The 24,232-nt window shown below is 45.0% G+C and carries 23 protein-coding genes; 14 read left to right on the top strand and 9 right to left on the bottom strand.

What is annotated here, in order from left to right; all coding sequences use genetic code 11:
* Positions 1 to 102: 102 nt before the first annotated feature.
* Together fadA and fadB are read right to left on the bottom strand one after the other, a co-directional pair.
* Entirely contained in the window at positions 103 to 1,272 is a 1,170-nt protein-coding gene (fadA, locus tag BB427_RS16325; RefSeq protein ID WP_010604167.1) for an acetyl-CoA C-acyltransferase FadA, read from the bottom strand.
* 1 nt (position 1,273) lies between these two features.
* Complete coding sequence (gene fadB / locus BB427_RS16320; protein WP_069021929.1) at positions 1,274 to 3,436, bottom strand: fatty acid oxidation complex subunit alpha FadB; 2,163 nt, start codon at positions 3,434 to 3,436, stop codon at positions 1,274 to 1,276.
* A 280-nt stretch (positions 3,437 to 3,716) separates the two neighbouring features.
* On the opposite strand from fadB, the gene BB427_RS16315 reads away from it, so the two are divergent.
* The 6 genes from BB427_RS16315 (at position 3,717) to BB427_RS16290 (ending at position 10,728) form a co-directional block, all read left to right on the top strand.
* On the top strand, positions 3,717 to 5,606 hold the full coding sequence (locus tag BB427_RS16315; RefSeq protein WP_069021927.1) for a transglycosylase SLT domain-containing protein: 1,890 nt from the start codon (positions 3,717 to 3,719) through the stop codon (positions 5,604 to 5,606).
* Between the two features lie 94 nt (positions 5,607 to 5,700).
* On the top strand, positions 5,701 to 7,023 hold the full coding sequence (pepQ, locus tag BB427_RS16310; RefSeq protein WP_010376819.1) for a Xaa-Pro dipeptidase: 1,323 nt from the start codon (positions 5,701 to 5,703) through the stop codon (positions 7,021 to 7,023).
* Between the two features lie 67 nt (positions 7,024 to 7,090).
* Entirely contained in the window at positions 7,091 to 7,708 is a 618-nt protein-coding gene (locus tag BB427_RS16305) for a YigZ family protein (RefSeq protein WP_039493122.1), read from the top strand.
* 63 nt (positions 7,709 to 7,771) lie between these two features.
* Positions 7,772 to 9,223 carry a TrkH family potassium uptake protein gene (locus tag BB427_RS16300; RefSeq protein ID WP_010376815.1) on the top strand — a complete coding sequence of 484 codons (1,452 nt, stop codon included), beginning with the start codon at positions 7,772 to 7,774 and terminating at the stop codon, positions 9,221 to 9,223.
* 159 nt (positions 9,224 to 9,382) lie between these two features.
* Positions 9,383 to 9,916 carry a hypothetical protein gene (locus BB427_RS16295; RefSeq protein WP_239360173.1) on the top strand — a complete coding sequence of 178 codons (534 nt, stop codon included), beginning with the start codon at positions 9,383 to 9,385 and terminating at the stop codon, positions 9,914 to 9,916.
* Positions 9,917 to 10,044: 128 nt separating this feature from the next.
* Positions 10,045 to 10,728 carry a flagellar brake domain-containing protein gene (locus BB427_RS16290; RefSeq protein ID WP_039493118.1) on the top strand — a complete coding sequence of 228 codons (684 nt, stop codon included), beginning with the start codon at positions 10,045 to 10,047 and terminating at the stop codon, positions 10,726 to 10,728.
* Between the two features lie 6 nt (positions 10,729 to 10,734).
* On the opposite strand, the gene trkA is transcribed toward BB427_RS16290, so the two are convergent.
* The 4 genes from trkA to def are packed head-to-tail and all read right to left on the bottom strand — an operon-like array spanning position 10,735 to position 14,907.
* Positions 10,735 to 12,111 (bottom strand): Trk system potassium transporter TrkA, encoded by a 1,377-nt coding sequence (gene trkA, locus BB427_RS16285; protein ID WP_017218519.1) that lies wholly within the window; start codon positions 12,109 to 12,111, stop codon positions 10,735 to 10,737.
* A gap of 22 nt (positions 12,112 to 12,133) precedes the next feature.
* Positions 12,134 to 13,417, bottom strand: a complete 1,284-nt coding sequence (gene rsmB / locus BB427_RS16280; RefSeq protein ID WP_069021925.1) for a 16S rRNA (cytosine(967)-C(5))-methyltransferase RsmB — start codon at positions 13,415 to 13,417, stop codon at positions 12,134 to 12,136.
* A complete protein-coding gene (fmt, locus tag BB427_RS16275) occupies positions 13,414 to 14,361 on the bottom strand; it encodes a methionyl-tRNA formyltransferase (protein WP_069021923.1) in 948 nt (315 codons plus the stop codon). The genes rsmB and fmt overlap by 4 nt, the downstream gene beginning before the upstream one ends.
* A gap of 33 nt (positions 14,362 to 14,394) precedes the next feature.
* Entirely contained in the window at positions 14,395 to 14,907 is a 513-nt protein-coding gene (gene def, locus BB427_RS16270; protein ID WP_069021921.1) for a peptide deformylase, read from the bottom strand.
* 127 nt (positions 14,908 to 15,034) lie between these two features.
* Between def and BB427_RS16265 the strand changes: the two genes are divergently transcribed.
* The 6 genes from BB427_RS16265 (at position 15,035) to hemF (ending at position 20,042) form a co-directional block, all read left to right on the top strand.
* The gene (locus BB427_RS16265; protein ID WP_069021919.1) at positions 15,035 to 16,174 is read left to right on the top strand and encodes a LysM peptidoglycan-binding domain-containing protein; all 1,140 of its coding nucleotides are present in this window, start codon (positions 15,035 to 15,037) and stop codon (positions 16,172 to 16,174) included.
* Positions 16,175 to 16,221: 47 nt separating this feature from the next.
* Positions 16,222 to 17,304: a DNA-processing protein DprA gene (dprA, locus tag BB427_RS16260; RefSeq protein WP_069021917.1), complete on the top strand. Its 1,083-nt coding sequence runs from the start codon at positions 16,222 to 16,224 to the stop codon at positions 17,302 to 17,304.
* A 4-nt stretch (positions 17,305 to 17,308) separates the two neighbouring features.
* On the top strand, positions 17,309 to 17,782 hold the full coding sequence (locus BB427_RS16255) for a DUF494 family protein (RefSeq protein WP_010376797.1): 474 nt from the start codon (positions 17,309 to 17,311) through the stop codon (positions 17,780 to 17,782).
* A 198-nt stretch (positions 17,783 to 17,980) separates the two neighbouring features.
* A complete protein-coding gene (locus BB427_RS16250; protein ID WP_045988486.1) occupies positions 17,981 to 18,547 on the top strand; it encodes a DNA topoisomerase family protein in 567 nt (188 codons plus the stop codon).
* Positions 18,544 to 19,122, top strand: a complete 579-nt coding sequence (locus BB427_RS16245) for an L-threonylcarbamoyladenylate synthase (RefSeq protein ID WP_069021915.1) — start codon at positions 18,544 to 18,546, stop codon at positions 19,120 to 19,122. The genes BB427_RS16250 and BB427_RS16245 overlap by 4 nt, the downstream gene beginning before the upstream one ends.
* Positions 19,123 to 19,130: 8 nt before the next feature.
* Positions 19,131 to 20,042 (top strand): oxygen-dependent coproporphyrinogen oxidase, encoded by a 912-nt coding sequence (hemF, locus tag BB427_RS16240; protein WP_069021913.1) that lies wholly within the window; start codon positions 19,131 to 19,133, stop codon positions 20,040 to 20,042.
* A 48-nt stretch (positions 20,043 to 20,090) separates the two neighbouring features.
* Here the strand turns inward: hemF and BB427_RS16235 are convergent, their stop codons facing one another.
* A complete protein-coding gene (locus tag BB427_RS16235; RefSeq protein WP_069021911.1) occupies positions 20,091 to 21,698 on the bottom strand; it encodes a methyl-accepting chemotaxis protein in 1,608 nt (535 codons plus the stop codon).
* Between the two features lie 105 nt (positions 21,699 to 21,803).
* Positions 21,804 to 22,253, bottom strand: a complete 450-nt coding sequence (locus tag BB427_RS16230) for a group II truncated hemoglobin (protein ID WP_010379482.1) — start codon at positions 22,251 to 22,253, stop codon at positions 21,804 to 21,806.
* Between the two features lie 29 nt (positions 22,254 to 22,282).
* Here BB427_RS16230 and aroE point away from each other — a divergent pair, with 29 nt between their 5' ends.
* Positions 22,283 to 23,095 (top strand): shikimate dehydrogenase, encoded by an 813-nt coding sequence (aroE, locus tag BB427_RS16225; protein ID WP_069021909.1) that lies wholly within the window; start codon positions 22,283 to 22,285, stop codon positions 23,093 to 23,095.
* Positions 23,096 to 23,097: 2 nt separating this feature from the next.
* Positions 23,098 to 23,331, top strand: coding sequence for a DUF1488 family protein (locus tag BB427_RS16220; protein ID WP_069021907.1), 234 nt, complete (start codon positions 23,098 to 23,100; stop codon positions 23,329 to 23,331).
* On the opposite strand, the gene BB427_RS16215 is transcribed toward BB427_RS16220, so the two are convergent.
* Positions 23,317 to 23,862 carry a gamma carbonic anhydrase family protein gene (locus BB427_RS16215; protein ID WP_069021905.1) on the bottom strand — a complete coding sequence of 182 codons (546 nt, stop codon included), beginning with the start codon at positions 23,860 to 23,862 and terminating at the stop codon, positions 23,317 to 23,319. The two genes, BB427_RS16220 and BB427_RS16215, sit on opposite strands and share 15 nt — an antisense overlap.
* Between the last annotated feature and the right edge of the window lie 370 nt (positions 23,863 to 24,232).

Here is a 24,232-nt window from a genome sequence, read left to right as displayed (position 1 = left end):
GTAATAAAAAAGGCAAAACAGCTGTGCCGTTTTGCCTTGGTCACCAAGTTGAAGTTGTGTGCTGGTATTGTCTTATAAAAGCCCAGTACCAGCTGGTTGGAATTAGTTATCTACGCGCTCGAATACGGTAGCAATGCCTTGGCCTAAACCAATACACATAGTTGCAAGACCATACTTCGCGTCTTTCTCTTCCATTAGATTGATAAGTGTTGTGCTAATACGTGAGCCTGAGCAACCAAGTGGGTGACCGAGTGCAATTGCACCACCGTTGAGGTTCACTTTCTCATCTACCTTGTCTAGTAGACCAAGGTCTTTTAGCACTGGTAGTGATTGCGCTGCAAAGGCTTCGTTTAGTTCTGCAACATCAATATCATCGATAGTAATGCCCGCCTGCTTTAAGGCTTTTTGTGATGCCGGAACTGGACCGTAACCCATGATGGAAGGATCGCAACCTGCGACTGCCATTGATTTAACACGAGCACGAATAGGAAGACCGAGCTCTCTTGCTTTAGACTCGCTCATGACCAACATAGCTGAAGCACCGTCAGACAGCGCTGAAGAGGTACCTGCAGTTACCGTACCCGATGCTGGGTTAAATACCGGACGTAGCTGTCCTAGACCTTCTAGGCTTGTCTCTGGACGGATAACTTCGTCATGCTCGACAAGTACTGGTGTACCATCGGCATCATGACCTTCCATTGGCAGGATTTCTTTTGCGAAACGCCCTTCAAGGGTTGCGGCATGTGCACGCTGGTGTGAACGTACGGCAAATTCATCTTGCTGCTCACGACTGATACCGTGCATTAGCGCTAAGTACTCAGCCGTTAACCCCATCACGCCGGCAGCTTGTGCAACTGATGTCGCAAGGCCTGGGTGAAAGTCATTACCATGTGTCATTGGTACGTGACCCATGTGCTCAACACCACCGATAAGGTAAGTGTCACCAGCACCTGTCATGATAGCGCGAGCTGCGTCATGCAATGCTTGCATTGACGAACCGCATAGGCGGTTCACGGTTACCGCCGGTACGGTGTGAGGAATGCCAGCTAAGAGTGCAGCGTTACGACCAACGTTAAAGCCTTGTTCTAACGTTTGCTGTACACAGCCCCAATAGATGTCATCAATTGAGTCTGGTGCTACTTGAGGGTTACGCTCAAGTAGGCCTTTCATCAAGTGTGCGCTGAGGTCTTCGGCACGTTTATGCTTAAATACACCGCCTTTTGAACGGCCCATTGGGGTACGAATACAATCTACGATTACCGCGTTTTCCATGTTACTGGCCCTCCACTTGATAGAACACTTTACCTTCATCTGCCCACTGTCTAGTTTGCTCAGAAACTTGATAAATTTCACCAAGATGAGCGTACTTGTCAGCCATTGCTACAAAGTTTGCGAGGCCGATTTGGTCTAGATAGCGGAATGCACCACCTCTGAATGGAGGGAAGCCGATACCGTAGATCAGTGCCATGTCTGCTTCTTGCGGTGAAGCAACAATGTTTTCTTGCAGACACAGTAACACTTCATTGATCATTGGCACCATACAACGCTCAATAATCGTTTGTTTATCAAATTCAGTTGGTGCGTCACAAATACCGCTCAGCAGCTCAAGCGCGCTGTCGTCTTTACTCTTCTTCAAACGACCTTTGCGATCTGGTGCGTATTGGTAGAAGCCTTTTTGGTTCTTCTGACCAAAGCGTTCGGCACCCGCAAGTACTGCGACAGGATCTTTGTCTTTACGTGCCATGCGAGTAGGGAAGCCATCAGCCATTACACCAGTACAATGATTTGCCGTATCGATACCCACTACGTCTAGTAGATACGCGGGACCCATTGGCCATCCGAAGACATTTTCCATAACTTTATCTACTTTTGCGAAGTCAGCACCTTCTACAACAAGTTGGCTGAAGCCTGCAAAGTAAGGGAATAGAACACGGTTCACGAAGAAACCTGGGCAATCGTTAACAACGATAGGAGACTTGCCAAGCTTTAAGGCATAATCTACCACTGCGGCAACGGTTTCATCCGATGTCTGTTCGCCACGAATGATTTCTACCAATGGCATTTTTGGCACTGGGTTAAAGAAGTGCATACCACAGAAGTTTTCTGGCTTCTCAAGTGCGGTGGCTAACTCATCAATACGAATAGTCGATGTATTTGAAGTCAGGATGGTACCTTCTGGTAATTGCGACTCTAAACTCGCCAATACCGTTTTCTTGATTTTAGGGTTTTCAACAACGGCTTCTACGATGATGTCTGAGCCTTGTAGATCGTGATCGTTGAGCGTTGCTTTGATTTTACCTAAAGTGGCAATCATCTTGTCCATCGACATGTGGCCGCGCTGTACTTTTTTACCAAGTAGTTTTGCAGCCTCACCCATACCAAGGTCTAGGGCACCTTGCTGGATGTCTTTCATGACAATTGGCGTACCTTTGTAGGCTGATTGGTAAGCGATACCGCCACCCATAATACCAGCACCAAGTACCGCTGCTTGTTTGATCTCTGTTTTACTTTGTTTTGCTTGTTTCTTGGCAACCGTTTTGATGTATTGATCCGCTAAGAAAATACCGGTTTGCGCTGCAGCTTCCGCCGTTTTGGCAAGCTTAGCAAAGTTTTGGTTTTCGAGTGCCATCGCTTCGCTGCGGCTAAGGTTAGCTGCTGCTTTAAGCGTTTGTACCGCCATCATTGGTGCAGGGTAATGACCTTTGGTTTTTGCCATGACTAAGCCTTCAGCCATACCAAAGCTCATGCCTTGCTCAACACGGTTCATCTTCAATGGGTCAAGCTTGATTTGGCGTTTCGCGCGCCAATCCAATTTACCTGCAATGGCTTGCTCCAAGGTACGAATAGCGGCAGCCATGAGTTTGTCAGCAGCTACTACACCGTCAACCGCACCCACTTTTAGTGCGTCATTCGCTCGGTTTTCTTGACCTGTGGTGATCCACGTCATTGCGTTGTCAGCGCCGATTAAGCGAGGAAGTCTTACGGTACCACCAAAGCCCGGCATAATGCCAAGCTTAACTTCTGGTAGGCCAATTTTTGCGTTGTCAGTTGCAATACGGTAATCCGTGGCGAGCAACCACTCGCAACCACCGCCAAGCGCAAGGCCATTTACTGCCGATAGTGTAGGGAAAGGTAAATCTTCTATTGCGTCGAAGACATCGGTTGCGGTTTTAATCCAACCAACAAGTTCTTCTTCTGGGCGTTGGAAAGTCGGAAGGAATTCAAAAATATCAGCGCCAACAATAAAGTGGTCTTTGTCGCTGGTAAAAATTAAGCCGTCGATGTCATCGCGCTGGCTCAATTCGATAAGCGCTTCGTGGCTTTCCTTAAGTACTTGCTGAGATAGTTTGTTTACTGAGCCTGGTAGGCAAAACTTAAACTCAGCGATATTGCCTTTGCAAAAATCAACTACAAAGGACTCGCGTTTGATTAACATACATGTTCTCCCGTGCTTTACACTGGTACGATGAGTTGTAATTTAAATCAGTGTGGATCCTTTGGCGGCAAATTGCAATGAAAAATTTACCGCACATTTACTGAAATACCTGAGTCGGTTTGCTAAGGTGGCTTAACGCACCTCGCATTTAGTGTCATTTATGAGCATGCTCGCAAGTGACAAGCCGAGTTTTGGTCTTCAGCGCCATCTTTAGATAAGCATAATTTGGCTGTATTTCAATTTAGGTGTGTATTCTTTTGGCAGATAAATAAGGGTTTGCATGACATATTGGTTACCCCGCTTAGCTGCAGGCAGCTTATGTATGGTGAGCTGGCTCTGTGCAGCCGATAGCACTCACGACGAATTTAAAGAGGCTGAGCGTGTCGCTTGGTCTGGTAATTATAGTAATTTTAAAGCTGCAACAGCGCAGCTCGATCACCCGCTAAAGCCATACGTTGAAAAGGCGTTTTATGAACGCCATCCTAAACTTGAGTACCAGCAAGAAATTCAGCACTTTTTAACGGTATACGAACACACCCCATTAGAATGGCCAGTACGCTCTGCTTGGCTCGATTATTTAAAGCGTCATAAAAAGAAAGCACGATTCATCGAGTTTTATCGTGAGACCAGCGATATTGAACTCAAATGTACGTATTTGGCGTATCAGTTGGACTTAGGCGCGCCAAAAAAAGCCATTCTTGATCAGGTAACCGATATTTGGACGGTGGGAAAGTCTCAGCCTAAAGCCTGTGATGGCCTTTTTAGCCAATGGCAAAAGGCGGGGTATAGAACGCCTGAGCGTGTCTGGCAGCGTATTTCCAGTGCTGCGCAATCCGGTCAAACGTCACTGCTAGATTATCTTGAGAAGCTGTTACCAAAAAATGAGGCGTATCTTGCCGAGCTTTATAAAAAGGTTCGCCAAGATCCGAGTGCGGCTGCTGGGCTTTATCGGTTTAGTAAACGTACTGAAAAAGAAGCCGAAATTGCGGTATATGGTGTAAGACGCCTAGTTTGGCGCGATCCTGATTTAGCGCTGCGTGCCTGGCAGAAGATGCAGGATATGTTTACCTTTACCCAGCAGCAAAAGGATAGTGTTGCTTATCGTTTTGCTCTGGCACTTGCGTCTAAAGGCCATGAAGACGCACGGTTTTGGCTAAATAAAGTGCCCAAATCGCTGCAGGACAAAAAGCTACTCCAGTGGCTGATGAGTAACATGCTGAAAGAGCAAGATTGGGAAGGGATCTCGGCCTTATTCGTGGGTCACGAGCAGCTTAGCAATGGTCAAAAATACTGGCTTGCATATAGCCTCGCGAAGCGTAGCGAATTGGCTAAGGCTAACGAGATTTGGCAGCAATTAGCACAAGAGCGTGATTACTACGGCTTTTTGGCTGCTGCCCGGTTAGGATTACCAGTCTCACTAAATGAAGAGCCGTTAAATGTTGACCCCAGCATTGTAGAAAGGGTATCTCATGCGCCTGGTTTTAAGCGAGCAAAGGCTTTATACGAGCTGGAAAGGTATACTCAAGCACGCCGAGAGTGGAACTACCTTACTAACACCTCAAGCAAAGAGGAAAAGCTTGCAGCATCCATATTGGCTGCTGAGTTTGATTGGTACGACAGCACTATTTTTACTCTTGCACAGATCAAAGCTTGGGATTACGTTGATTTACGTTTCCCGATGGCGTTTAAAGATCTGTTCACTAAATATAGTGAGCGTAATCGAGTCGATATCGCATGGAGCATTGCGATTGCTCGCCGGGAAAGCTCTTTCGCACCGGATGCACGCTCGAGTGCGGATGCTCACGGTTTAATGCAGCTGCTGCCAAGCACCGCCAAATACGTTAATAACCGCAAGCGCGTGGCAAAAAATCGCCTCTATCATCCGGCCACAAACATTCGTTTGGGGACCAGTTATTTAGAGTATTTGAAGCGTAAAAATGCTGGAAATGAGATTTTGGCGACGGCATCGTACAACGCAGGCTATCATAGAATTAAGCGTTGGCTGCCGTCAGAGGCCATGCCTGCTGAACTTTGGATTGAGCTGATCCCGTACCGAGAAACACGTGACTACGTGAAAAATGTGATGGCATATCGACAGGTTTACCATACCCGTCTTGGTCGTGATGGCAACATATTGGCAAGTATCTTGGATATGAAAATTGTGAAATAACCGCACATGGCTGGTGCTTAGACTCAGTTCGTCGTTTTTAGGTAGCAGCTATGATAGACTCGATAGTATGTGAATTTTTGAAAATGGGTACACCATGGATAAGTTAGCAAATTTATACGCAGAGCATATTGCCACGTTGCAACAGCGTACAAGAACGATAGTAGAAAGAGAAGGACTGGATGGACTTGTGATCCATTCGGGGCAAGCAAAGCGTCAATTCCTTGATGATATGTACTATCCGTTTAAAGTTAACCCGCAATTTAAAGCTTGGTTGCCTGTTATCGATAATCCGCATTGCTGGATTGTGGTCAATGGCAGTGACAAGCCGAAACTCATTTTTTATCGTCCGGTTGATTTTTGGCATAAAGTGCCTGATGAGCCAAGAGATTTTTGGGCAGAGTATTTTGATATTCAACTGCTGGTTAAGCCAGATCAGGTTGAACAGTTACTGCCATACGACAAAGCAAACTATGCCTATATCGGTGAATATTTAGAGGTTGCACAAGCGCTTGGCTTTACTCAAGTGAATCCAGAGCCAGTGATGAACTTCTTGCATTATCATCGTGCATATAAAACTCAGTATGAAATGGCATGTTTACGTGAAGCAAGCCGTCTTGGTGTGCTTGGCCACATGGCGGCGCGCGATGCCTTCTTTGCTGGTGGCTCCGAGTTTGAAATTCAACAAGCTTATCTTAATGCAACTCAGCATATGGAAAACGATACGCCATATGGCAATATTGTCGCCCTGAATGAAAATTGTGCGATTTTGCACTACACCCATTTTGAGCGTAAAGCGCCGAGTAAGCACTTGTCATTTTTGATTGATGCCGGTGCAAACTTTAACGGTTATGCGTCAGATATTACCCGTACTTATGATTTTGCTAAACAAGGCGAATTTGCCGAGTTGGTGAAAGTCATGAACGATCACCAAATTGAGTTGGGCAAAGCATTGCAACCGGGCAAACTATACGGTGAGCTGCATATCGATTGTCATAATCGCGTGGCGCAAGTGCTGAGTGACTTTGGTATTGTTAAGCTTGATGCTCAGGCCATCGTCGAGAAGGGGATTTCTTCCACTTTCTTCCCTCATGGTCTCGGTCACCATATTGGTTTACAGGTACACGATATGGGCGGATTCATGGCTGATGAAGCCGGTACGCACCAAGCACCACCTGAAGGTCACCCGTTCTTGCGTTGTACTCGTAAGATAGAGGCTAATCAGGTGTTCACTATTGAGCCAGGGTTATACTTCATCGATTCATTGTTGGAAGACTTGGCGCAAACAGAAAACAAACAGTATATCAATTGGGATAAAGTTGATGCACTGAAGCCTTACGGTGGTATCCGTATTGAAGATAACATCATTGTGCATGAAGATAGACTAGAAAATATGACGCGAGATTTCGGCCTCGAGTAAGCTGATTTCTAGCGCTAAAAGTAAGTATATTTGGGGGCCGATTGGCTCCCTTTTAGTTTGGAACATTATGTCTGAATATTTCATTCCGAGTGAGTCACTGAGTCATCATGAGGAAATTAAGAAAAGCACGTTTATCGTGCATTTGGCCCACACGCCAACCATCGAAGATGCTAAAGCGTTTATAAAGCAGATTAATGACGCGTATCCCGATGCAAGACACAATTGTTGGGCACATATAGCTGGGCCCCCTGGTGGCAGCCATGTACTAGGGTTTTCTGATGATGGCGAGCCTAACGGGACGGCTGGTAAGCCAATGCTAAATGTGCTGATGGGATCAGGGATTGGTGAGATCACTGCGGTGACGACGCGCTATTTCGGTGGTATTAAGCTCGGCACTGGGGGATTGGTCAGAGCCTATGGTGGTACGCTTAATAACGCGCTAGCACAGCTAAGCACGACTAAAAAGGTACCGGCTTCTATTATTGTTGGCCACAGTGATTACCATCTTCAAGGTGTGATAGAGCAGCTATTACAAAGTCAGTTTACAGTGCTAAATTTAGATAAAGAATACGCTGCTAATATTACTTGGCAAATAGCAGTAGATAGTCGTGAAACACAACAAATCATTGATGCTATTTATGAATTAACCAATGGTGTTGTATTATTTAAGCAACTCAAGGAGTAGGCTCTACTTCTTTACATTCACTAATTAACCTCTGGTTAAATAACAAAAAGCGCAGCGTACAAAATGCAATTTCGTACCATAATAAAAATACTCGGGCAGTTAGTCGCTCTATTTAGTATCACTATGGTGCCACCAGCCATTGTATCTTTGATATATAAAGATGGTGGTGGTGTACCTTTTGTTTTAGCTTTCATTTTTAGTGTGCTAATGGGTTTGTTTGCGTACTACCCAAACCGCAAGGAAAACGGCGATCTTAAAGCCAGAGAGGGCTTCTTAATCGTTGTTTTATTCTGGCTGGTACTGGGGTCGTTTGCATCATTGCCGCTTATTTTCTTAGATAAACCGAATCTATCTCTAGCAGATGCCGTGTTTGAAGCTTTTTCTGGGCTGACAACTACAGGGGCTACGGTCTTGACGGGCATAGAACATTTACCTAAAGCGGTATTATTCTATCGCCAGCAGTTGCAGTGGCTTGGTGGTATGGGGATCATTGTATTGGCCGTAGCCGTTCTTCCTATGCTTGGAGTTGGTGGCATGCAGTTATATCGTGCTGAAACACCAGGTCCAGTTAAAGACTCAAAAATGACACCGCGTATTGCCGATACCGCCAAGCACCTTTGGTATATCTATGTGTCTCTAACGGCGGCTTGTACGCTGGCTTATTGGATAGCAGGAATGAATTGGTTTGATGCTATCTGTCATGCGTTTGCCACGATAGCCATCGGTGGCTTCTCAACCTATGATGCTTCTATGGGTTACTTCGATAATCCATTTATTAATGTTATTTGTGTCGTCTTCTTGTTGATTGCTGCCATTAACTTCTCGCTACATTATGCTGCGGTATCGAGTCGCAATATTAAAGCCTATTTGCGAGATCCTGAGTTTAAAGTCTTTCTGTTTATCCAGTTAGCGTTGGTGGTGATTTGTTTTGCGGTATTGTCGTCAAACAATGTCTATGAAACGGGTGATGAGACCTTAGATCAAGCGATGTTTCAGGCTGTGTCAATTAGTACTACCGCGGGCTTTGCGACCGATAGCTTCTCAACCTGGCCGCTGTTTTTACCTATTCTCTTGATTTTCTCCAGCTTCATTGGAGGCTGTGCTGGCTCTACGGGTGGTGGTATGAAGGTTGTACGTGTCTTCTTGCTCTATTTACAGGGGATCCGTGAGCTTAATCGTTTAGTGCATCCGCGTGCTATATACTCGATAAAATTGGGTCGAAAGGCACTACCAGATAAAGTGGTTGAGGCTGTGTGGGGATTCTTTTCGGCCTATGCTCTGGTATTTGTGATTATTATGATTGCATTGCTGGGGACCGGACTCGATAACATTACTGCGTTTTCAGCAACTGCGGCTTGTCTAAACAACTTGGGACCTGGGTTGGGAGACGTTGCGGCGCATTATGGTGATATTAGTGATACCGCAAAGTGGATCCTTACGCTTGCAATGGTCTTTGGTCGCTTAGAGATCTTCACGCTGTTAGTCTTATTTACTCCTACCTTCTGGCGTGGGTAGCTGTGCTTAAGTTGTGGGCTCCTTTGCTGAGAGCCTACAACTGACTGTGTCATTACCTCATTTCTGCCACTCTAGTGACAAATTGTCATTTTATTTTTGAACTTCGCAAAGAAAAAGTTAATAAAAAATTTCAAAAACTCGGATTTTCGGGGTTTTCAAGTGTCAATATTTTTACAACGATTTAACTTGGAGGCGACGATATTGCTTGCCACACGCTTTTCAGATAAAGGATTTAAAGTGATAAAGGGATTTGCTGCTAGCCATGAGCAGGGTTTAGGTATGCAGCTTATAGAACGAAGCGTAATACAGTTGAATAGCTTAATCGATGAAGTCGGTTACTTGCAGCTTAATCAGCTTACATTAGGTCGTGCCCAGAGCTATGACTTATTTCATCAAGTTGGCTGTGAGAGCGGTGCACGTTTCGTTGTTCAAGTGATCTCAGAAAATGAGCTCTGGCAAAAGCGCCAGATACCAGCAATTATCGATGATTTTGAGACTGAGGGAGTGGGCTGTTTATTCAAGCGTGATGTCTCGGGTATATTATTTGTTGCTAAGCGCAATAGCGAACCTATGATGTTATTTATTGAAGCAGAAGAGCTAGCATTGCCACAAAGTTCACTTGAAGTACAAAGCAGAATGATGACCCTAAGAGATGGCGCATTAATGCTAAAAAGCCATTTTTTAGTAAAGTGATTGACCCCTTTTTAGGTATTGTTGGTAGTCGAAGAGTTGTAATTAATCTGAATTCAGTTTTAAATAGCCTTCCGCTAAAACTGCTACAATAAAAAAGTAGTAGAGTAAACTCAGGAAGGGTTGGATCCATGTTAAAAACTCAGGAGGTTGGGCAGGATACTTTGCTCACCGCTATCAGCGCTGGAAGTATTGTTGACTTAGAAATTTGTTTACCGGCAAATAGCAAAAGAGTAAAAACAGAATACGTCGGTATGCTCCAAGGGGCATTTTTAATTCTTAACCATCCCAACCCTAAGCGATTAGGCGCGGCGCTGGACTTTGTGATGGAAGGGACTTCGGTTATCGTCCGAGCTTTGCTCGAGAATGGCGATGGCCAAGTCATTGCATTCAAATCGCAAATAAAAGCGGTTTCAGTCCATCCCGCGCGGCTTATTTTTCTTTATTTACCCGAAAAAGTACAAACCTACAAACTCCGCTCGCAAAACCGTGTGCCAACCTTAATTCCCGCAAAATTTCACTGCCATGGCAGTAAAGATGTTGGGGTGATAAAAGACATTTCACTTGCTGGTTTACAGCTAGACTTAACGTCGATTGATGCCGAGCATATGGAAGAGGGGCTGAAATGTGAGGTTTTCATTGAAGGAAAAGAAGGGAATCAGATCACGCTAGAGGGCGATATTCGGCGCATAAAGAGTCATGATAAAATCGTCTCTTTAGGTATTCACTTAACCTCAGCTCCGGACATAATCCGTAGTGTATTAAAAGATTACCTAATCGATTTGTCTATTTTTCAAGATCAACAAGATACCTAGGGCGCTTTAAACGAATAAAGCGCTTACTTGGAAGAGTTTTTCCACAACACCGATTTGCTTTTTGTCGATCAGGAACATGATCACATGGTCACCAGAGAGAATAATGGTATCGTCATGTGCGATCAGTACATCTTCATCACGGACAATGGCACCAATAGTCGCGCCCGGTGGTAATTTAATATCTCGAATTGCACGACCGACAACCTTAGAAGTGTTTTCATCACCATGTGCGACAGCTTCAATGGCCTCTGCAGCACCTTTACGCAATGAATACACGTTAACGATATCACCACGGCGAACATGGGTTAGTAGCGCTGAGATAGTCGCTTGCTGTGGCGAGATAGCAATATCAATGTCGCCACCTTGCACGAGGTCGACATAGGCACCACGTTGAATAAGCGCCATGGTCTTTTGTACGCCCATACGTTTTGCAAGCATCGCAGCCATAATGTTGGCTTCGTCGTCGTTCGTCACCGCGATGAACACATCTACTTGCTCTATATGTTCTTCTGATAGCAGCTCTTGGTCTGAGGCATCGCCACAAAAAACCACCGTATTATCGAGCGTTTCAGACAATTGCGTGGCACGAGCTTGATTGCGTTCAATAAGCTTAACGCTATGGTTCTTGTCTAATGAACTGGCCAATCCCGCACCTATGTTACCGCCACCGGCAATCATAATTTTCTTGTAAGAGCGTTCAAGCTTTTGTAGCTCGTTCATGACCGCACGAATATGCTTGGTTGCGGCGATAAAGAAGACTTCATCATCGGCTTCAATTACAGTGGTGCCGAGTGGTTTGATGGCTTTGCCCTGACGATAAATAGCGGCAACACGGGTGTCGACGTTTGGAATATGCTCTTTTAATGCAGAAAGTGCATAGCCAACGAGTAAACCGCCGTAATAAGCCTTAACCGCCACGAGTGACAGCATGCCCTCGGCAAATTGCAGCACCTGCAAAGCGCCTGGATAATCTATTAGCCTGCGGATATATTGCGTTACTAGCTGCTCCGGTGCGATGTAATGATCGACCGGTAAGTCGTCATTGTGAAACAACTTTTCTTTGTACTTTAAGTATTGCTCAGAGCGGATCCGCGCAATTTTGGTCGGCGTATTGAAAATACTATAGGCAACCTGACACGCAATCATATTGACTTCATCTGAGCTGGTTACGGCAATTATCATGTCGGCGTCTTCAGCACCTGCTTGACGTAAGATCTCAGGGTGAGCACTGTGGCCAGTGACCCCCTGTAGATCGTATTTGTCTTGCAGCTCTCTTAAGCGCTCGCCATCGATGTCGACAACGGTAATTTCATTTTCTTCACCGACGAGGTTTTCTGCCAGTGTCCCGCCGACTTGGCCGGCGCCTAAGATGATGATTTTCATATTGGTTACGGTCGATTTTCTATTATTGTTTTGTCAACTTTGCGTAGTAAAACCCATCACTCAATCCGGGTAATAGCTGCAAGCCTGGTTGTGTTTGTGTGTCTGCATCATGCAAAGGTATAAGCGTCGCATCAGGGGTCACAGAAAGAAAGCGTGCGATCTGTTGCTGGTTCTCTTGCGGCAGTACCGAGCAGGTAGCATAAACTAGTGTGCCACCGGGCTTAAGCAATGGCCAGATTTTATCAATAATTTGTGCCTGTAACGTCACCAAGTTATCAATATCAGAAGCGCGTCTTAGCCATTTGATGTCCGGGTGTCTTCTAATAACGCCAGTTGCAGAGCAAGGTACATCCAATAAGATGCGATCATATTGCTCGCCATCCCACCATGTTTCAGGGTCACTTGCATCGCCCTCAAGACATTTGGCCGACAATCTGATCCGTTCAAGGTTTTGCTCTACACGTTGCAAGCGATCACCATCAGCGTCAATTGCAGTCACTTTGGCGTCAGCTAACTCCAAGATATGGCAAGTCTTACCGCCTGGAGCGGCACAAGCATCAAGAATATTTTCACCTGATTGTGGCGCTAATAATCTTGCGGCTTTTTGGGCGGCGGCGTCTTGTACTGAGCAAGCGCCAGCGGCAAATTGTGGTAGCGCATAAACATCAATCGGGCTATCAAGCAAGATCCCGTCTGGATATTCACTATGAAGCTGATAGGCTACCCCTTCTTGGTCTAGCAGAGCTGCGTAATCGGCGGTAGAGAATTGCGATTGGTTTACACGTAGCCACATTGGTGCTTGTTGTTGATTCGCTTCTAAAATAGCTTGCCATTGAGTTGGGTAAGCGGTTTTTAGTTGATTGATAAACCAGCCCGGGTGGTTGTATAAACAAGCAGGGATTTCGGCAGCACTGGTTTCTAGTTCGACCTGATGACGTTGGAAGCTGCGTAAAATTGCATTAACTAAGCCCTTCATGCCGGGCGCTCTTAGTGGCGTAAGTGCGTTTACCGTTTCGGCTACTGCAGCATGAGCTGGTACGCGCATATGTTGTAGTTGGTAAATACCCACATACAACAAAAACTGGAAAACACGGCGTTTACCTTTAAGCGGTTGCTCAAGTAACTGCTGGCAATAGTGTTCAAGTGAAGGCAAATATCTTAATACGCCGTAGCAAATTTGCTGTAGCAGGGCTTTGTCTTTACCGTCTAACTGGCTGGTGGCAAGTGGTAATTGAGCACTTAACGACGCGCCTTTATCGACGACTTGAAATAGGGTTTGGGCAGCGAGTGCGCGTACATTACTCACGCGTCACCAACCTTAGCACCAATTGCTACCCAGTCGGCTCGACCATTCAAAAAGTCTTGTGCAGACATGGGCTTTTTACCTTGTGGTTGTAAGGTGTGAATTTCCAATGCCTGTGTGCCACAGGCAATTACGATACCGTGCTTGTCCGCACGTAGCACATGTCCTGCATCACCTTGTTCGTCAACTACCTTCGCCTGCCAAATCTTGACGCTGTTACCTGCCATATTGGTAAAGCAAACCGGCCATGGATTAAATGCGCGGATGTTACGTTCAATTTGCGCAGCTTCCATCTGCCAGTCAATGTCGGCTTCTTCTTTGCTTAGCTTCTTAGCATAATTCGCTAGTGTATCGTCTTGCTTTTCTGGCGTGATCTCGCCCGCAGATAAGCGTGCTAGCGTATCAATAAGCGCGTCAGGGCCAAGTTCAGCAAGCTTGTTGTAGAGATCTGCACTGGTATCAGTAGCTGTAATAGGGCAGCGGGCGATGTGCAACATATCACCGGTATCTAGGCCCTCGTCCATTTGCATGATCGTTACGCCAGTTTCATTGTCGCCAGCCCAAATAGCACGCTGAATAGGCGCTGCGCCTCGCCATCGCGGTAAAATTGAGCCATGAACATTCAGGCAGCCAAGTCGAGGAGTATCTAAAATGGCTTTTGGTAATAATACTCCGTAGGCAACAACAATCATGACATCGGCATCAAGCGCAGCTAGTTCTGCCTGTGCTTCCGGTGTTTTTAATGATTGCGGTTGTAGCACTGGCAGGTTGTGTTCTTGTGCTAGCACTTTTACTTCACATGCTTTGAGCTTTTTCCCGCGTCCTGCTGGGCGGTCGGGTGGGCAGTACACTGCCACGACGTCATGTTGTGATTGAATAAGTGCGTCAAGGTGGCGCGCTGCAAAGTCAGGCGTGCCTGCGAAAACGATACGCAAAGGATTACTCACGAAATACCCTAAAGTCAGTTAGTTGGAGATTGGTTAAGCTTGCTTTGCAGCGAGCTTAGCTTCTTTTTCAAGCTTCTTACGAATACGATCACGCTTTAGTGGCGATAGGTAATCGATAAATAGCTTACCAACTAAGTGGTCTAATTCGTGTTGAATACAAACAGCAAGCAAACCATCTGCGTCTAATTCATACGTTTCACCATGTTCGTTTGTTGCCTTTACCGTGACGGTTTCAGCGCGATCTACTTTTGCGTATGAATATGGCACTGACAAGCAGCCTTCTTCACTCACAGTAGAACCATCGCGTTTGGTTATTTCTGGGTTGATTAATACGCGCGGTTCATCGCGCTCTTCAGAAACGTCAATAACGACGATTCGCTGATGAATATCCACTTGCGTAGCCGCAAGGCCGATACCATTTTCATCGTACATCGTTTCCAGCATGTCTTTAACTATTTGACGTACTTCGTCATTAACCTCAACTACAGGCTGTGCGACAGTGCGTAAACGCTCATCTGGGAACTTTAAAACTTCTAATATGGCCATGATTACCCTAAATCAATTTATCGTGTAAGCTGTTGTAAGCTAGTGTATGGTCTTATTTTAGCCATTCAAGTTCCCCTTTAACAGGTTTTGGTGGATAATAACCAAAAATAACCACAAGGAAGCCATCATGAAATATCCGATTGCTGCATTAATACTCGCTGGCTGCTCAGTTTTCTCTGTGAAGGCGGACACTTTGTCTGTAAAAGCAGATGCGCCGCAGCGTTATGTGGTGAAAAAAGGCGATACCTTGTGGGATATTTCAAAAATGTACTTACGTTCTCCATGGAAGTGGAAGCAATTGTGGCAGTGGAACCCTAGTATTCAAAACCCAGATCTAATTTATCCAGGAGATAGTCTTAAGCTACTCTACGATGAAAATGGTAATCCTATGCTGGTGTTAGACAAGGGTGTGAAGAAACTGTCGCCGCATACGCGTATTGTTAACCAAAAAGCGGCTGCTATTCCTACGTTGCCACTCCCTATCATGGAACCTTTTTTGCGTTTTGAGCAAGCGCTTTCTGAGTCGGAATTTTCTGATAGCCCAATTGTTCTCGGGGCTAACCGTAATATTAAAAATGCGACTCCGGGTCATCTTTTGTACGTTAAAGCTGATTTAGTAAAAGGCGGGCACTATGCCATCTATCGTCGTGGTGAAAGCTACCGTACCTTAGACAGCCAACAACTGCTTGGCTTGGAAGCCGTGTTAGTTGGTTCAGGCCATGTGGTTGAGCAGGGAGATATCGTGGCGGGGCGTCCAGCAAAGCTACAGTTAGAAGTTGCCAAACAAGAGGTTAGGGCCGGGGATATTGTACTACCCATATCTACAGGACAAAGTTTTCCGGCACAGTTTTCTATGTCTCGCCCTGAGCAACAAACTTTGGGCCGTATTATTGCGAGCGATAATAAGCTCAGAGAGTTTAGTACCATGAGTGTAGTGGTGTTGGATGTGGGGAGTAAAGCACAGCTAAAAGAGGGACATGTCCTTGATATCGTAAGGCAATCGCCTACAGTTATAGAAAGCCAGCACGGTCCGCGCTATATTGAAGATGCATCACGACTCGACAAACTGATCACCGAAATGGGATCTTGGTTTGGTGAGGAAAACGATGACGACAGCGTAGTATGGCATATGCCAAAGGAAAAAGTCGGTGAGCTGATGGTCTTTAAAGTGTATGAAGACTTAAGCTACGCTATGGTTGTTGAAACTTCGGAGCCGATCCGCGTTGGTGATCATGTACAAGCATTCAAGGAAACTGCCAGTAATTAAGCGGTAGAATTTCTCCTTGAGTGAGTCAGTAAACTCAAGGAGAGAGTATGAAACAAGCTAAACTAGCTCAAGCTTTGGCATTAACCCTGTGCCAAGGACTGGGTATCAAAACCATCACCGCATTACTTAATCAAGTCCCCCTTACGCAATTATTCACATTAAGTCAGGTTGAGCTTTGTATGCTTGGGCTACAAGAAAATGTTGCTGCCAACTTAGCGAGCACAGATTGGTCTCGTATCGATCACATATTGGCTTACTGTCAACGTCAGCAAATTGATGTTGTATCTTTGTTTTCTCCTGAATATCCCGAGCAACTAAAAGAGATCTGTAACCCACCCTTAGTGCTATTTTGCAGAGGGAATATTGCGTTATTAAAACAACCGCAAATTGCGATTGTTGGTAGTCGCAGTTCAACGAGAACTGGGCTTGGGCTTGCACATGAATTTGCACAGGGCTTAAGTCGCTCGGGGTTGGTGGTGACGTCGGGTATGGCAAGAGGGATTGATGGCGCAGCGCACCAAGGTGCACTTGATGTTCAAGGAGAAACCATTGCCGTGCTAGGGACAGGTGTTGATGTTGTTTACCCCAAACGCCATCAACGGCTTTATGAGGACATCGTACAGCATGGTTTGGTAGTGAGTGAATTCTTACCAAACACTCAAGCAAATAGTAATCACTTTCCGCGGCGTAATCGCATAATCTCGGGTTTATCTTTGGGTGTTTTGTTGGTTGAAGCCGAAGTAAAAAGTGGCTCGCTGATTACCGCACGCTATGCACTGGAGCAAAACAAAGAAGTGTTTGCGATCCCAGGCTCAATTAAAAATCGATTAAGTAGCGGTTGTCATTACTTGATTAAGCAAGGGGCAAAACTCACCGAAAATATTGAGGATATTTTGGAAGAAGTGAGCTTTTTTTGTGAAAACAGTCTATATAGTATAGAAATAGGGGAGCAAAAAGAGGAGCAATGTCCCGTATTAGAAAACCTTGGCTTTGAGGTGACGTCAGTCGACACTTTAACGCAAAGGACCCAGTGGCCAGTAGAGCAGGTGATTGCCAGACTATTGGACCTAGAACTCGAAGATAAAGTAGAGCGTGTACTCGACGGCTACATAAAACTCGCGAGGGGTTAAGAAGATGTTTGATATTTTAATGTATTTATTTGAGAACTATATTCACAGTGAGGCAGAAATCTTTGTCGAACAAAACGAACTCACCGATGAACTCCTTCGCGCTGGCTTTAATCAAGGCGAAATATACAAAGCACTTGATTGGCTTGAGCAACTTGCAGATTTACAACACAGTGACGAAAACCCCTATTTAAATGCTAAACCGGATCATGCGACACGGATCTACACCGATAGCGAATGCAATATGCTAGACGTTGAGAGCCGTGGTTTTTTAATGTTTGTGGAACAAGTCGGAGTGATTGACAGTACCACCAGAGAAATGGTGATGGATCGTTTATTCGCATTGGATAAAACCTACATCAGCCTAGATGATTTAAAATGGGTGATACTAATGGTGCTATTTAATGTGCCGGGTAAAGAACATGCTTATGCGCAGATGGAAGATCTGATTTTTACCGAGCCTGCATCTGTAGTTCATTAACTCTGCTCTAGCATGACAAGTTTCCTTCGGTAAGTTGAGGTTCTGACCTCAGCTTACCGCCTTTCAAATAATGTTCCTGCTTAGTTGAAAACACTGATATCAAATACTTGCAAGGGGGAATTTCCATCATTTCCTTGACCCTAAAAACGAGGCTATTATATTAGGCGCATACTTGCACAAGGGGGCGGTGGTAAAGCGATGAGTAAAATAGACCATGCATTATTTAATGCAGACAAACATGCATTAGAAAAAGAGTATGAAGTATGCCCAGAATGTGGCTCTGAGCTGGTAATCAAAAACAGTAAAAATGGTCCATTTATTGGCTGCGCTAGCTACCCTACTTGTGCTTATATTCGCCCACTCGCACATCATGATAGTCATGTAATTAAAGTACTAGAAGATGTGGCTTGTCCTGAGTGCGGCAAAGATTTAGTGATAAAAAATGGCCGCTATGGCATGTTTATTGGCTGTACCGGGTATCCTGATTGCCACTATATTGGTCATGAAGATGCGCCACCCACAGCGGCGTTACCAGCGTGTCCAAAATGCCAAAAAGGCAACCTAATTCAGCGTAAAAATAAGTTTGGTAAACACTTTTATAGTTGTGACACTTATCCAAGTTGTAAGTATACCTTGAACGCCAAGCCTGTAGAGCAGGCTTGCCCTGAGTGTCATTGGCCCGTGCTGGTGGAGAAAACCCGAGCGGGTAAAGCTGTGCTACAATGCCCGCAGAAATCATGTCAAAAGATAGTGGAAATACCGTGAGTAATGACAATAAAGCGGATGCTGCGACAATAACAACGCCCGAGTCGGCACTTCAAGCTGGCGAAGTGATCTGTTATCCAACGGAAGCCATTTATGGTTTAGGTTGTGATCCTGATAACCAAGATGCGGTCACTAAGTTACTAACAATCAAATCTCGACCCATAGAAAAAGGGTTAATCTTAATCGCCGACAATTATGGTCAATGTTTGCCCTACGTGGATGACAATAAAATCCCGATGGATAAGCGCGCTGATATTTTTTCGTCATGGCCAGGCGCCATTACTTGGTTATTGCCAGCGAAAGCCAGTACACCGCATTGGTTAATAGGGGGGCACGATACTATCGCTATTCGTGTTACTAGCCATCCCATTGTAAAGCAATTGTGTCAACGCTTTGGTAAGCCGATTGTATCTACCAGTGCTAATGTAACAGGTCAAACTCCTGTTGTTTCGTTGTCGGAAGCTCGTAGCCAGTTTGGCTCGCAAGTTGGCTATTATGTTGAAGGTGAGTTAGGCGGTAATACGACCCCAAGCGTCATTAAAAATGCAATGACTGGCCAAGTGATCCGAGGATAAAAAGTACCATGAGTAAAATAAACCTAGAGACCGTAAAAGCCTTTTTATTACAACTACAAGATAATATTTGCCAAGGCTTAGAGGCTGCCGATGGTAACGCCCAGTTTGTTGAAGATGCCTGGGAGCGTGCTGAAGGTGGTGGCGGTCGCACTCGCGTGATCCGTAATGGCGATGTTATTGAGCAAGGCGGGGTAAACTATTCACATGTTTTTGGCGCTTCCATGCCAGCCTCAGCGACGGCACACCGTCCAGAGTTAGCAGGCAGAAGCTTCCATGCCTGTGGGGTATCTTTAGTGATCCACCCGAAGAATCCCAATATTCCAACTAGCCACGCCAATGTGCGTTTTTTCATTGCTGAGAAAGAAGGTGAAGAGCCGATTTGGTGGTTTGGTGGCGGTTTTGATTTAACCCCATTTTATCCAGTTCTTGATGATGTGAAGCACTGGCACCAAGTTGCAAAGGATTTGTGCGCACCATTTGGTGACGCGGTATACGGTGACTACAAAAAGTGGTGTGATGAATATTTCTATTTAAAACATCGAGATGAGACTCGAGGTGTGGGTGGTTTATTCTTTGATGACTTAAACCAGTGGGGCTTTGAAAAGAGCTTTGCATTTATGCAAGCTGTTGGTAATGGCTTCCTTGATGCTTATCTACCTATTATTGAAAAACGCAAAGATACACCGTACAGCGAACAAGAACGTCAATTCCAGCTATATCGCCGAGGCCGTTACGTTGAATTTAATCTGGTATGGGATAGAGGCACATTGTTTGGCCTACAAACAGGTGGACGTACCGAGTCTATTTTAATGTCGATGCCACCTTTGGCACGTTGGGAGTATGACTTCCAGCCAGAGCCAGGATCGAAAGAAGCTGAGTTGTATAATTATCTTACGCCAAAGAATTGGCTGGCGATATAATAGAGTAAAAAAGGAGCCTCGGCTCCTTTTTTACTTTTAGCGGTTCACTTAGTTTAATTTAAATCCGCGCACTTGCTCATCCAAATCGCGCGCAAGGGTGAGCAACTCTTCACTGATCTGTTTAGAGCCATGGGCATCAACTAGCGAGCGCTCAGCATTATCGCTAATCGCCACTACGCTACGATTGATTTCTTCAGCGGCCAGGTTTTGCTGCTCAGTGGCATCGGCAATTTGCAGGTTTAAGGCATTAATTTCGTGCATCTGTGTCGAGATGTCTTTAAGCGCTTGTGCCACTTTCTTGACCTGATGTGCGCGGTCATCTGCTTCTTCGCAAGAAGCACTCATTGCTGCCACGGTTTGCTGTGCCTCGGACTGTAGCTTATCGATAGTACGTTTGATTTCATCGGTTGAGTCATGTGTTCGTGTCGCAAGTGTTCTGACTTCGTCCGCAACAACCGCAAACCCTCTTCCTGCTTCCCCGGCGCGCGCGGCCTCTATTGCTGCATTGAGCGCTAAGAGGTTGGTTTGCTCCGCGATACTACTGATCACTTCGAGTACTTTACCCACTTCTAGTGTTTGTGCTTGAAGCTGAGAAACTTGCTCTGCAGCTTGTCTTACATCTTGTGCTAATTGGTTGATACTTTGCTCTGTATGATTAGCAACAGCCATGCTTTCCTCTGCGAGGTGATTGCTGCTATCCGACTTTTCTGATGCAAAGTGGGTGGTATTTTTTACTTCACTTGAAGAGCTTTCAAGCTCATTAATTGCGGCTGCAACAGAGTCCGTCCCTTGTTTTTGCTCTTGAATGGCCAGCTCGGTAGTTTCCGCTGAAGCATATATAGATTCTGCTGAGTGAATAAGTATTTTTGAAGAGTTGGATAACTGCGCAATATTGTCTTTAAAGCTATCCATCATTTTATTGAAGTTAATCGCCAAACGTCCAAGCTCGTCATCGACTTGGTCGTCTATTCGTAATGATAAGTCTTTGTTCGTCGTTGCGAGGCGCATGGTCCGGCCTAGCGTTTTTAGTCGTACTATAAAGAGCTTCCTGAAAAGTACGCCTAAAATTACAAAGGTGGTAATAAAGATAGCTGAGAGAAGCGCAGTGCTAAACCACGTATTAGTGTGTACCGTATTATCAATATCATCCAAAGAGTAGCTGATCCGCACAACGCCGAGCACATCGCCTTCCTTTGCCTGATGACAACCTAAGCAATTTGTTCCTTTATAGCTTTCTTTGGCCACCATCGGCTTTAAATAAGTCATGATGCGACTACCGTCGCGCTGTTCAATAACTAAGGTTTCTTTCCCGTTCAATGCATCAAATTCAGCCTCAGAGTTAGGTGCTTGATTTGCATTACCTGGACCGTAAAGCTTATTAACTTGCTCGGAGCGGATAATATGCGCATCTTCGATATTTGGATGATTGCGAATTTTATCACTCAGAATTTCACGGTTTGCCATGGTGCCGGTCAGCATCATAGTATTGATAGAGTCAAAGTAATTATCTGCCAGTAGCTTAATATTACTTTCGACGGTTTCTTCAGCGAGCGTCTTTTGTTGACTGCTGCTACTAAGGATACTGGCAATCAAGACGAGCACGCCCGTCACTGCCAGTAACGCATAAATTTTATGTTGAATAGATTTCACACGCATCGCACCTGTACACAATTAGAACAGTGATTATGCATCTCTACTCAAGAACGGGACTTGACCTAGCGCAAAATAGTCGTGTAATTTTAATTAACTAATACTTTAGTTTTATTCTTGATTAATCATATGTGTCGCAAGCTGAGCGAGGGACTGCCTTAATCCTTCTCTTAATAATGGGTTTCCTACCTCTAAGTCTAATGCTTTATTCATGCAGTGCATCCACTGATCCCGTAAATCTTGGTCGATAGGGAAGGGCATATGGCGCATTCTTAGGCGTGGGTGACCATATTTCTCTGCAAATAAATCGGGCCCGCCTAACCAACCAGAAAGAAATTCAAAAAATACCTGTCTGATCCTATCTAATGGTTGTGGATGCATATCGTAAAGCGGCTTTGCATAGGGGTCGGTTGCCATAATATCGTAAAAGCGGTTGGCAAGATCGCGGGCGCCTTGTTCTCCACCAATGATTTCATAAGGTGTTTTTTCTGGCGTGGGGGCACTATTTGTTTGTTCTACGGTTGCATCTTTATTAAAGATACGTTTAATTAACTGCTTCATAATGACTCTTTCAAGGCGCTCTTATAACGATGGACAAATACGCGGTATTCGGTAATCCGATAAAACATTCTAAATCGCCAGCAATCCATACGCAATTCGCACAGCAATGCCAGCAGCAATTAGAATACGAGGCTATTTTGGCACCAGAAGATGCCTTTATTCAAACTGCATCGACATTTTTTGCCCAAGGTGGTTGTGGTGCGAATGTGACTTTACCTTTTAAAGAGCAGGCATTTGTCTTTGCAGATACCCTCACCGAACGAGCTAAGCTCGCTGGTGCCGTCAATACCCTAATCAAACAGCAAGATGGCAGTATTACAGGCGATAATACTGATGGTGCAGGTCTGGTACGAGATCTCATGAAACACCAAACTAAACTTGAGGGAGCTAACGTACTATTGATTGGTGCAGGTGGCGCCGCCAAAGGTTGTATCTATCCGCTCCTCCAGGCCGGAGCAAAACGGATCGTCGTGACCAACCGTACTGAGTCAAAGGCATTGCAACTAGCAGAGCAATTTGCCTCGTATGGAGAGGTTACAGGGTGTGGCTTAAACAATACCCCCGACATTGGTTTCGATATTGTGATTAATTCCACCTCATCGAGCATCACAGGGCAAGTGCCAGATGTTAGCCCTACTGTTATTACATCCTGCTTAGTTGCCTACGATATGTTCTACAGCGACCAGCAAACAAGTTTCTTAGACTGGGTGGCGCAACATAATCAACAAACGCAATTGATTGATGGCATAGGTATGTTAGTTGAGCAGGCCGCTGAAGCATTTTACCAATGGCGAGGGGTGAGACCTGATACGTCCGAAACATTTAGACTTATTAGAGGGTAAATATGAACCAAGCAATACTGTTTAATGATGACATCAGTTATCAACAGGGAGAGTTAACGTTTACGGCGATGGCCAGTGGTCAGCTCATCCGCTGTAAAATTGCAACTAAGCTTGGGCAGGAAGCTGCAATAGCACACTTTGCTCAGCACCAATTCGATTATGAAATGCAGGCTGAGCAATTAATAGAGGATGAAGCGTTTAATGAGGCGGGAGAGATAAGCTTAGCTTTCCTCTAAATATTCATCTTTGAGTTCCACGTAATTTTGGGCGGACACTTTTAAAAATTGTAGTTCTTGTTCGGTGAGGGGTCTGGCTTGTTTTACCGGACTACCGACATATAAAAAACCGGACTCAAGATTTTTATTAGGCGGGACAAGTGCACCACCACCAATAATAACGTCATCACCTATGGTGACGTTGTCCATAATAATTGCACCCATACCAACGAGAATACGATTACCAAGTTTGCAACCATGCAACATGACTTTATGACCAACAGTCACATCATCACCAATAATAAGCGGGTAACCGTCAGGTACTGACGCGCTTTTTCTTGTTAAATGCAGTACGCTGCCATCTTGAACATTGGTTCGTTTCCCTATCTTGATGTAGTTCACATCGCCTCTGGCTGCAACCAATGGCCAAACGCTGCTGTCTTCGCCAATTTCTATATCACCGACCAAAACGGATGATTCATCAATATAAACGCCTTGTGCTAAGCGCGGGGATTTACCTTTATAACTTCTAAGCATGTCTAGATTACTCATCTCTCGTGTCTTGTGTCACTAGTGTAGAGTGTTGAATTGTAAAACTCTAGTACGAAAAAACTGCAAAAAGATAAGCAAAAGTGTCAAAAATAAGCGTTTCGCTTTATTTTTGCTCGAACAAACGTTTTTTCGCAATTTTCTTTAAAAAAAGGGTTGCACTAAAATCGGATCGCCCTATAATGCGACCCCACTGACACGGGGCGCCACGCTGAAAAGCAAAGCAGCAACGAGTTAGCGTCAAGTAAAACTTAAGTTCGAAACTTCTTCTAAAGAAATTCAAAATTAAGTGTTGACAAAAAATCGGGAATGCTTAGAATGCACATCCCTCGAAACAACGAAATGTTTCGAAATGTTCTTTAAAAATATGAAG

It is taken from the genome of Pseudoalteromonas sp. BMB, assembly GCF_001709235.1.
GTDB classification, from domain to species: Bacteria; Pseudomonadota; Gammaproteobacteria; order Enterobacterales; family Alteromonadaceae; genus Pseudoalteromonas; species Pseudoalteromonas maricaloris.
This window is presented reverse-complemented; position numbering and strand designations above follow the sequence as displayed.

Coding starts and splice junctions, on each gene's coding strand:
- fadA (WP_010604167.1), bottom strand. CDS start 1,272: ATGGAAAACGCGGTAATCGTAGATTGTATTCGTACCCCAATGGGCCGT.
- fadB (WP_069021929.1), bottom strand. CDS start 3,436: ATGTTAATCAAACGCGAGTCCTTTGTAGTTGATTTTTGCAAAGGCAAT.
- BB427_RS16315 (WP_069021927.1), top strand. CDS start 3,717: ATGACATATTGGTTACCCCGCTTAGCTGCAGGCAGCTTATGTATGGTG.
- pepQ (WP_010376819.1), top strand. CDS start 5,701: ATGGATAAGTTAGCAAATTTATACGCAGAGCATATTGCCACGTTGCAA.
- BB427_RS16305 (WP_039493122.1), top strand. CDS start 7,091: ATGTCTGAATATTTCATTCCGAGTGAGTCACTGAGTCATCATGAGGAA.
- BB427_RS16300 (WP_010376815.1), top strand. CDS start 7,772: ATGCAATTTCGTACCATAATAAAAATACTCGGGCAGTTAGTCGCTCTA.
- BB427_RS16290 (WP_039493118.1), top strand. CDS start 10,045: ATGTTAAAAACTCAGGAGGTTGGGCAGGATACTTTGCTCACCGCTATC.
- trkA (WP_017218519.1), bottom strand. CDS start 12,111: ATGAAAATCATCATCTTAGGCGCCGGCCAAGTCGGCGGGACACTGGCA.
- def (WP_069021921.1), bottom strand. CDS start 14,907: ATGGCCATATTAGAAGTTTTAAAGTTCCCAGATGAGCGTTTACGCACT.
- BB427_RS16265 (WP_069021919.1), top strand. CDS start 15,035: ATGAAATATCCGATTGCTGCATTAATACTCGCTGGCTGCTCAGTTTTC.
- dprA (WP_069021917.1), top strand. CDS start 16,222: ATGAAACAAGCTAAACTAGCTCAAGCTTTGGCATTAACCCTGTGCCAA.
- BB427_RS16255 (WP_010376797.1), top strand. CDS start 17,309: ATGTTTGATATTTTAATGTATTTATTTGAGAACTATATTCACAGTGAG.
- BB427_RS16250 (WP_045988486.1), top strand. CDS start 17,981: ATGAGTAAAATAGACCATGCATTATTTAATGCAGACAAACATGCATTA.
- hemF (WP_069021913.1), top strand. CDS start 19,131: ATGAGTAAAATAAACCTAGAGACCGTAAAAGCCTTTTTATTACAACTA.
- BB427_RS16235 (WP_069021911.1), bottom strand. CDS start 21,698: ATGCGTGTGAAATCTATTCAACATAAAATTTATGCGTTACTGGCAGTG.
- BB427_RS16230 (WP_010379482.1), bottom strand. CDS start 22,253: ATGAAGCAGTTAATTAAACGTATCTTTAATAAAGATGCAACCGTAGAA.
- aroE (WP_069021909.1), top strand. CDS start 22,283: ATGGACAAATACGCGGTATTCGGTAATCCGATAAAACATTCTAAATCG.
- BB427_RS16220 (WP_069021907.1), top strand. CDS start 23,098: ATGAACCAAGCAATACTGTTTAATGATGACATCAGTTATCAACAGGGA.
- BB427_RS16215 (WP_069021905.1), bottom strand. CDS start 23,862: ATGAGTAATCTAGACATGCTTAGAAGTTATAAAGGTAAATCCCCGCGC.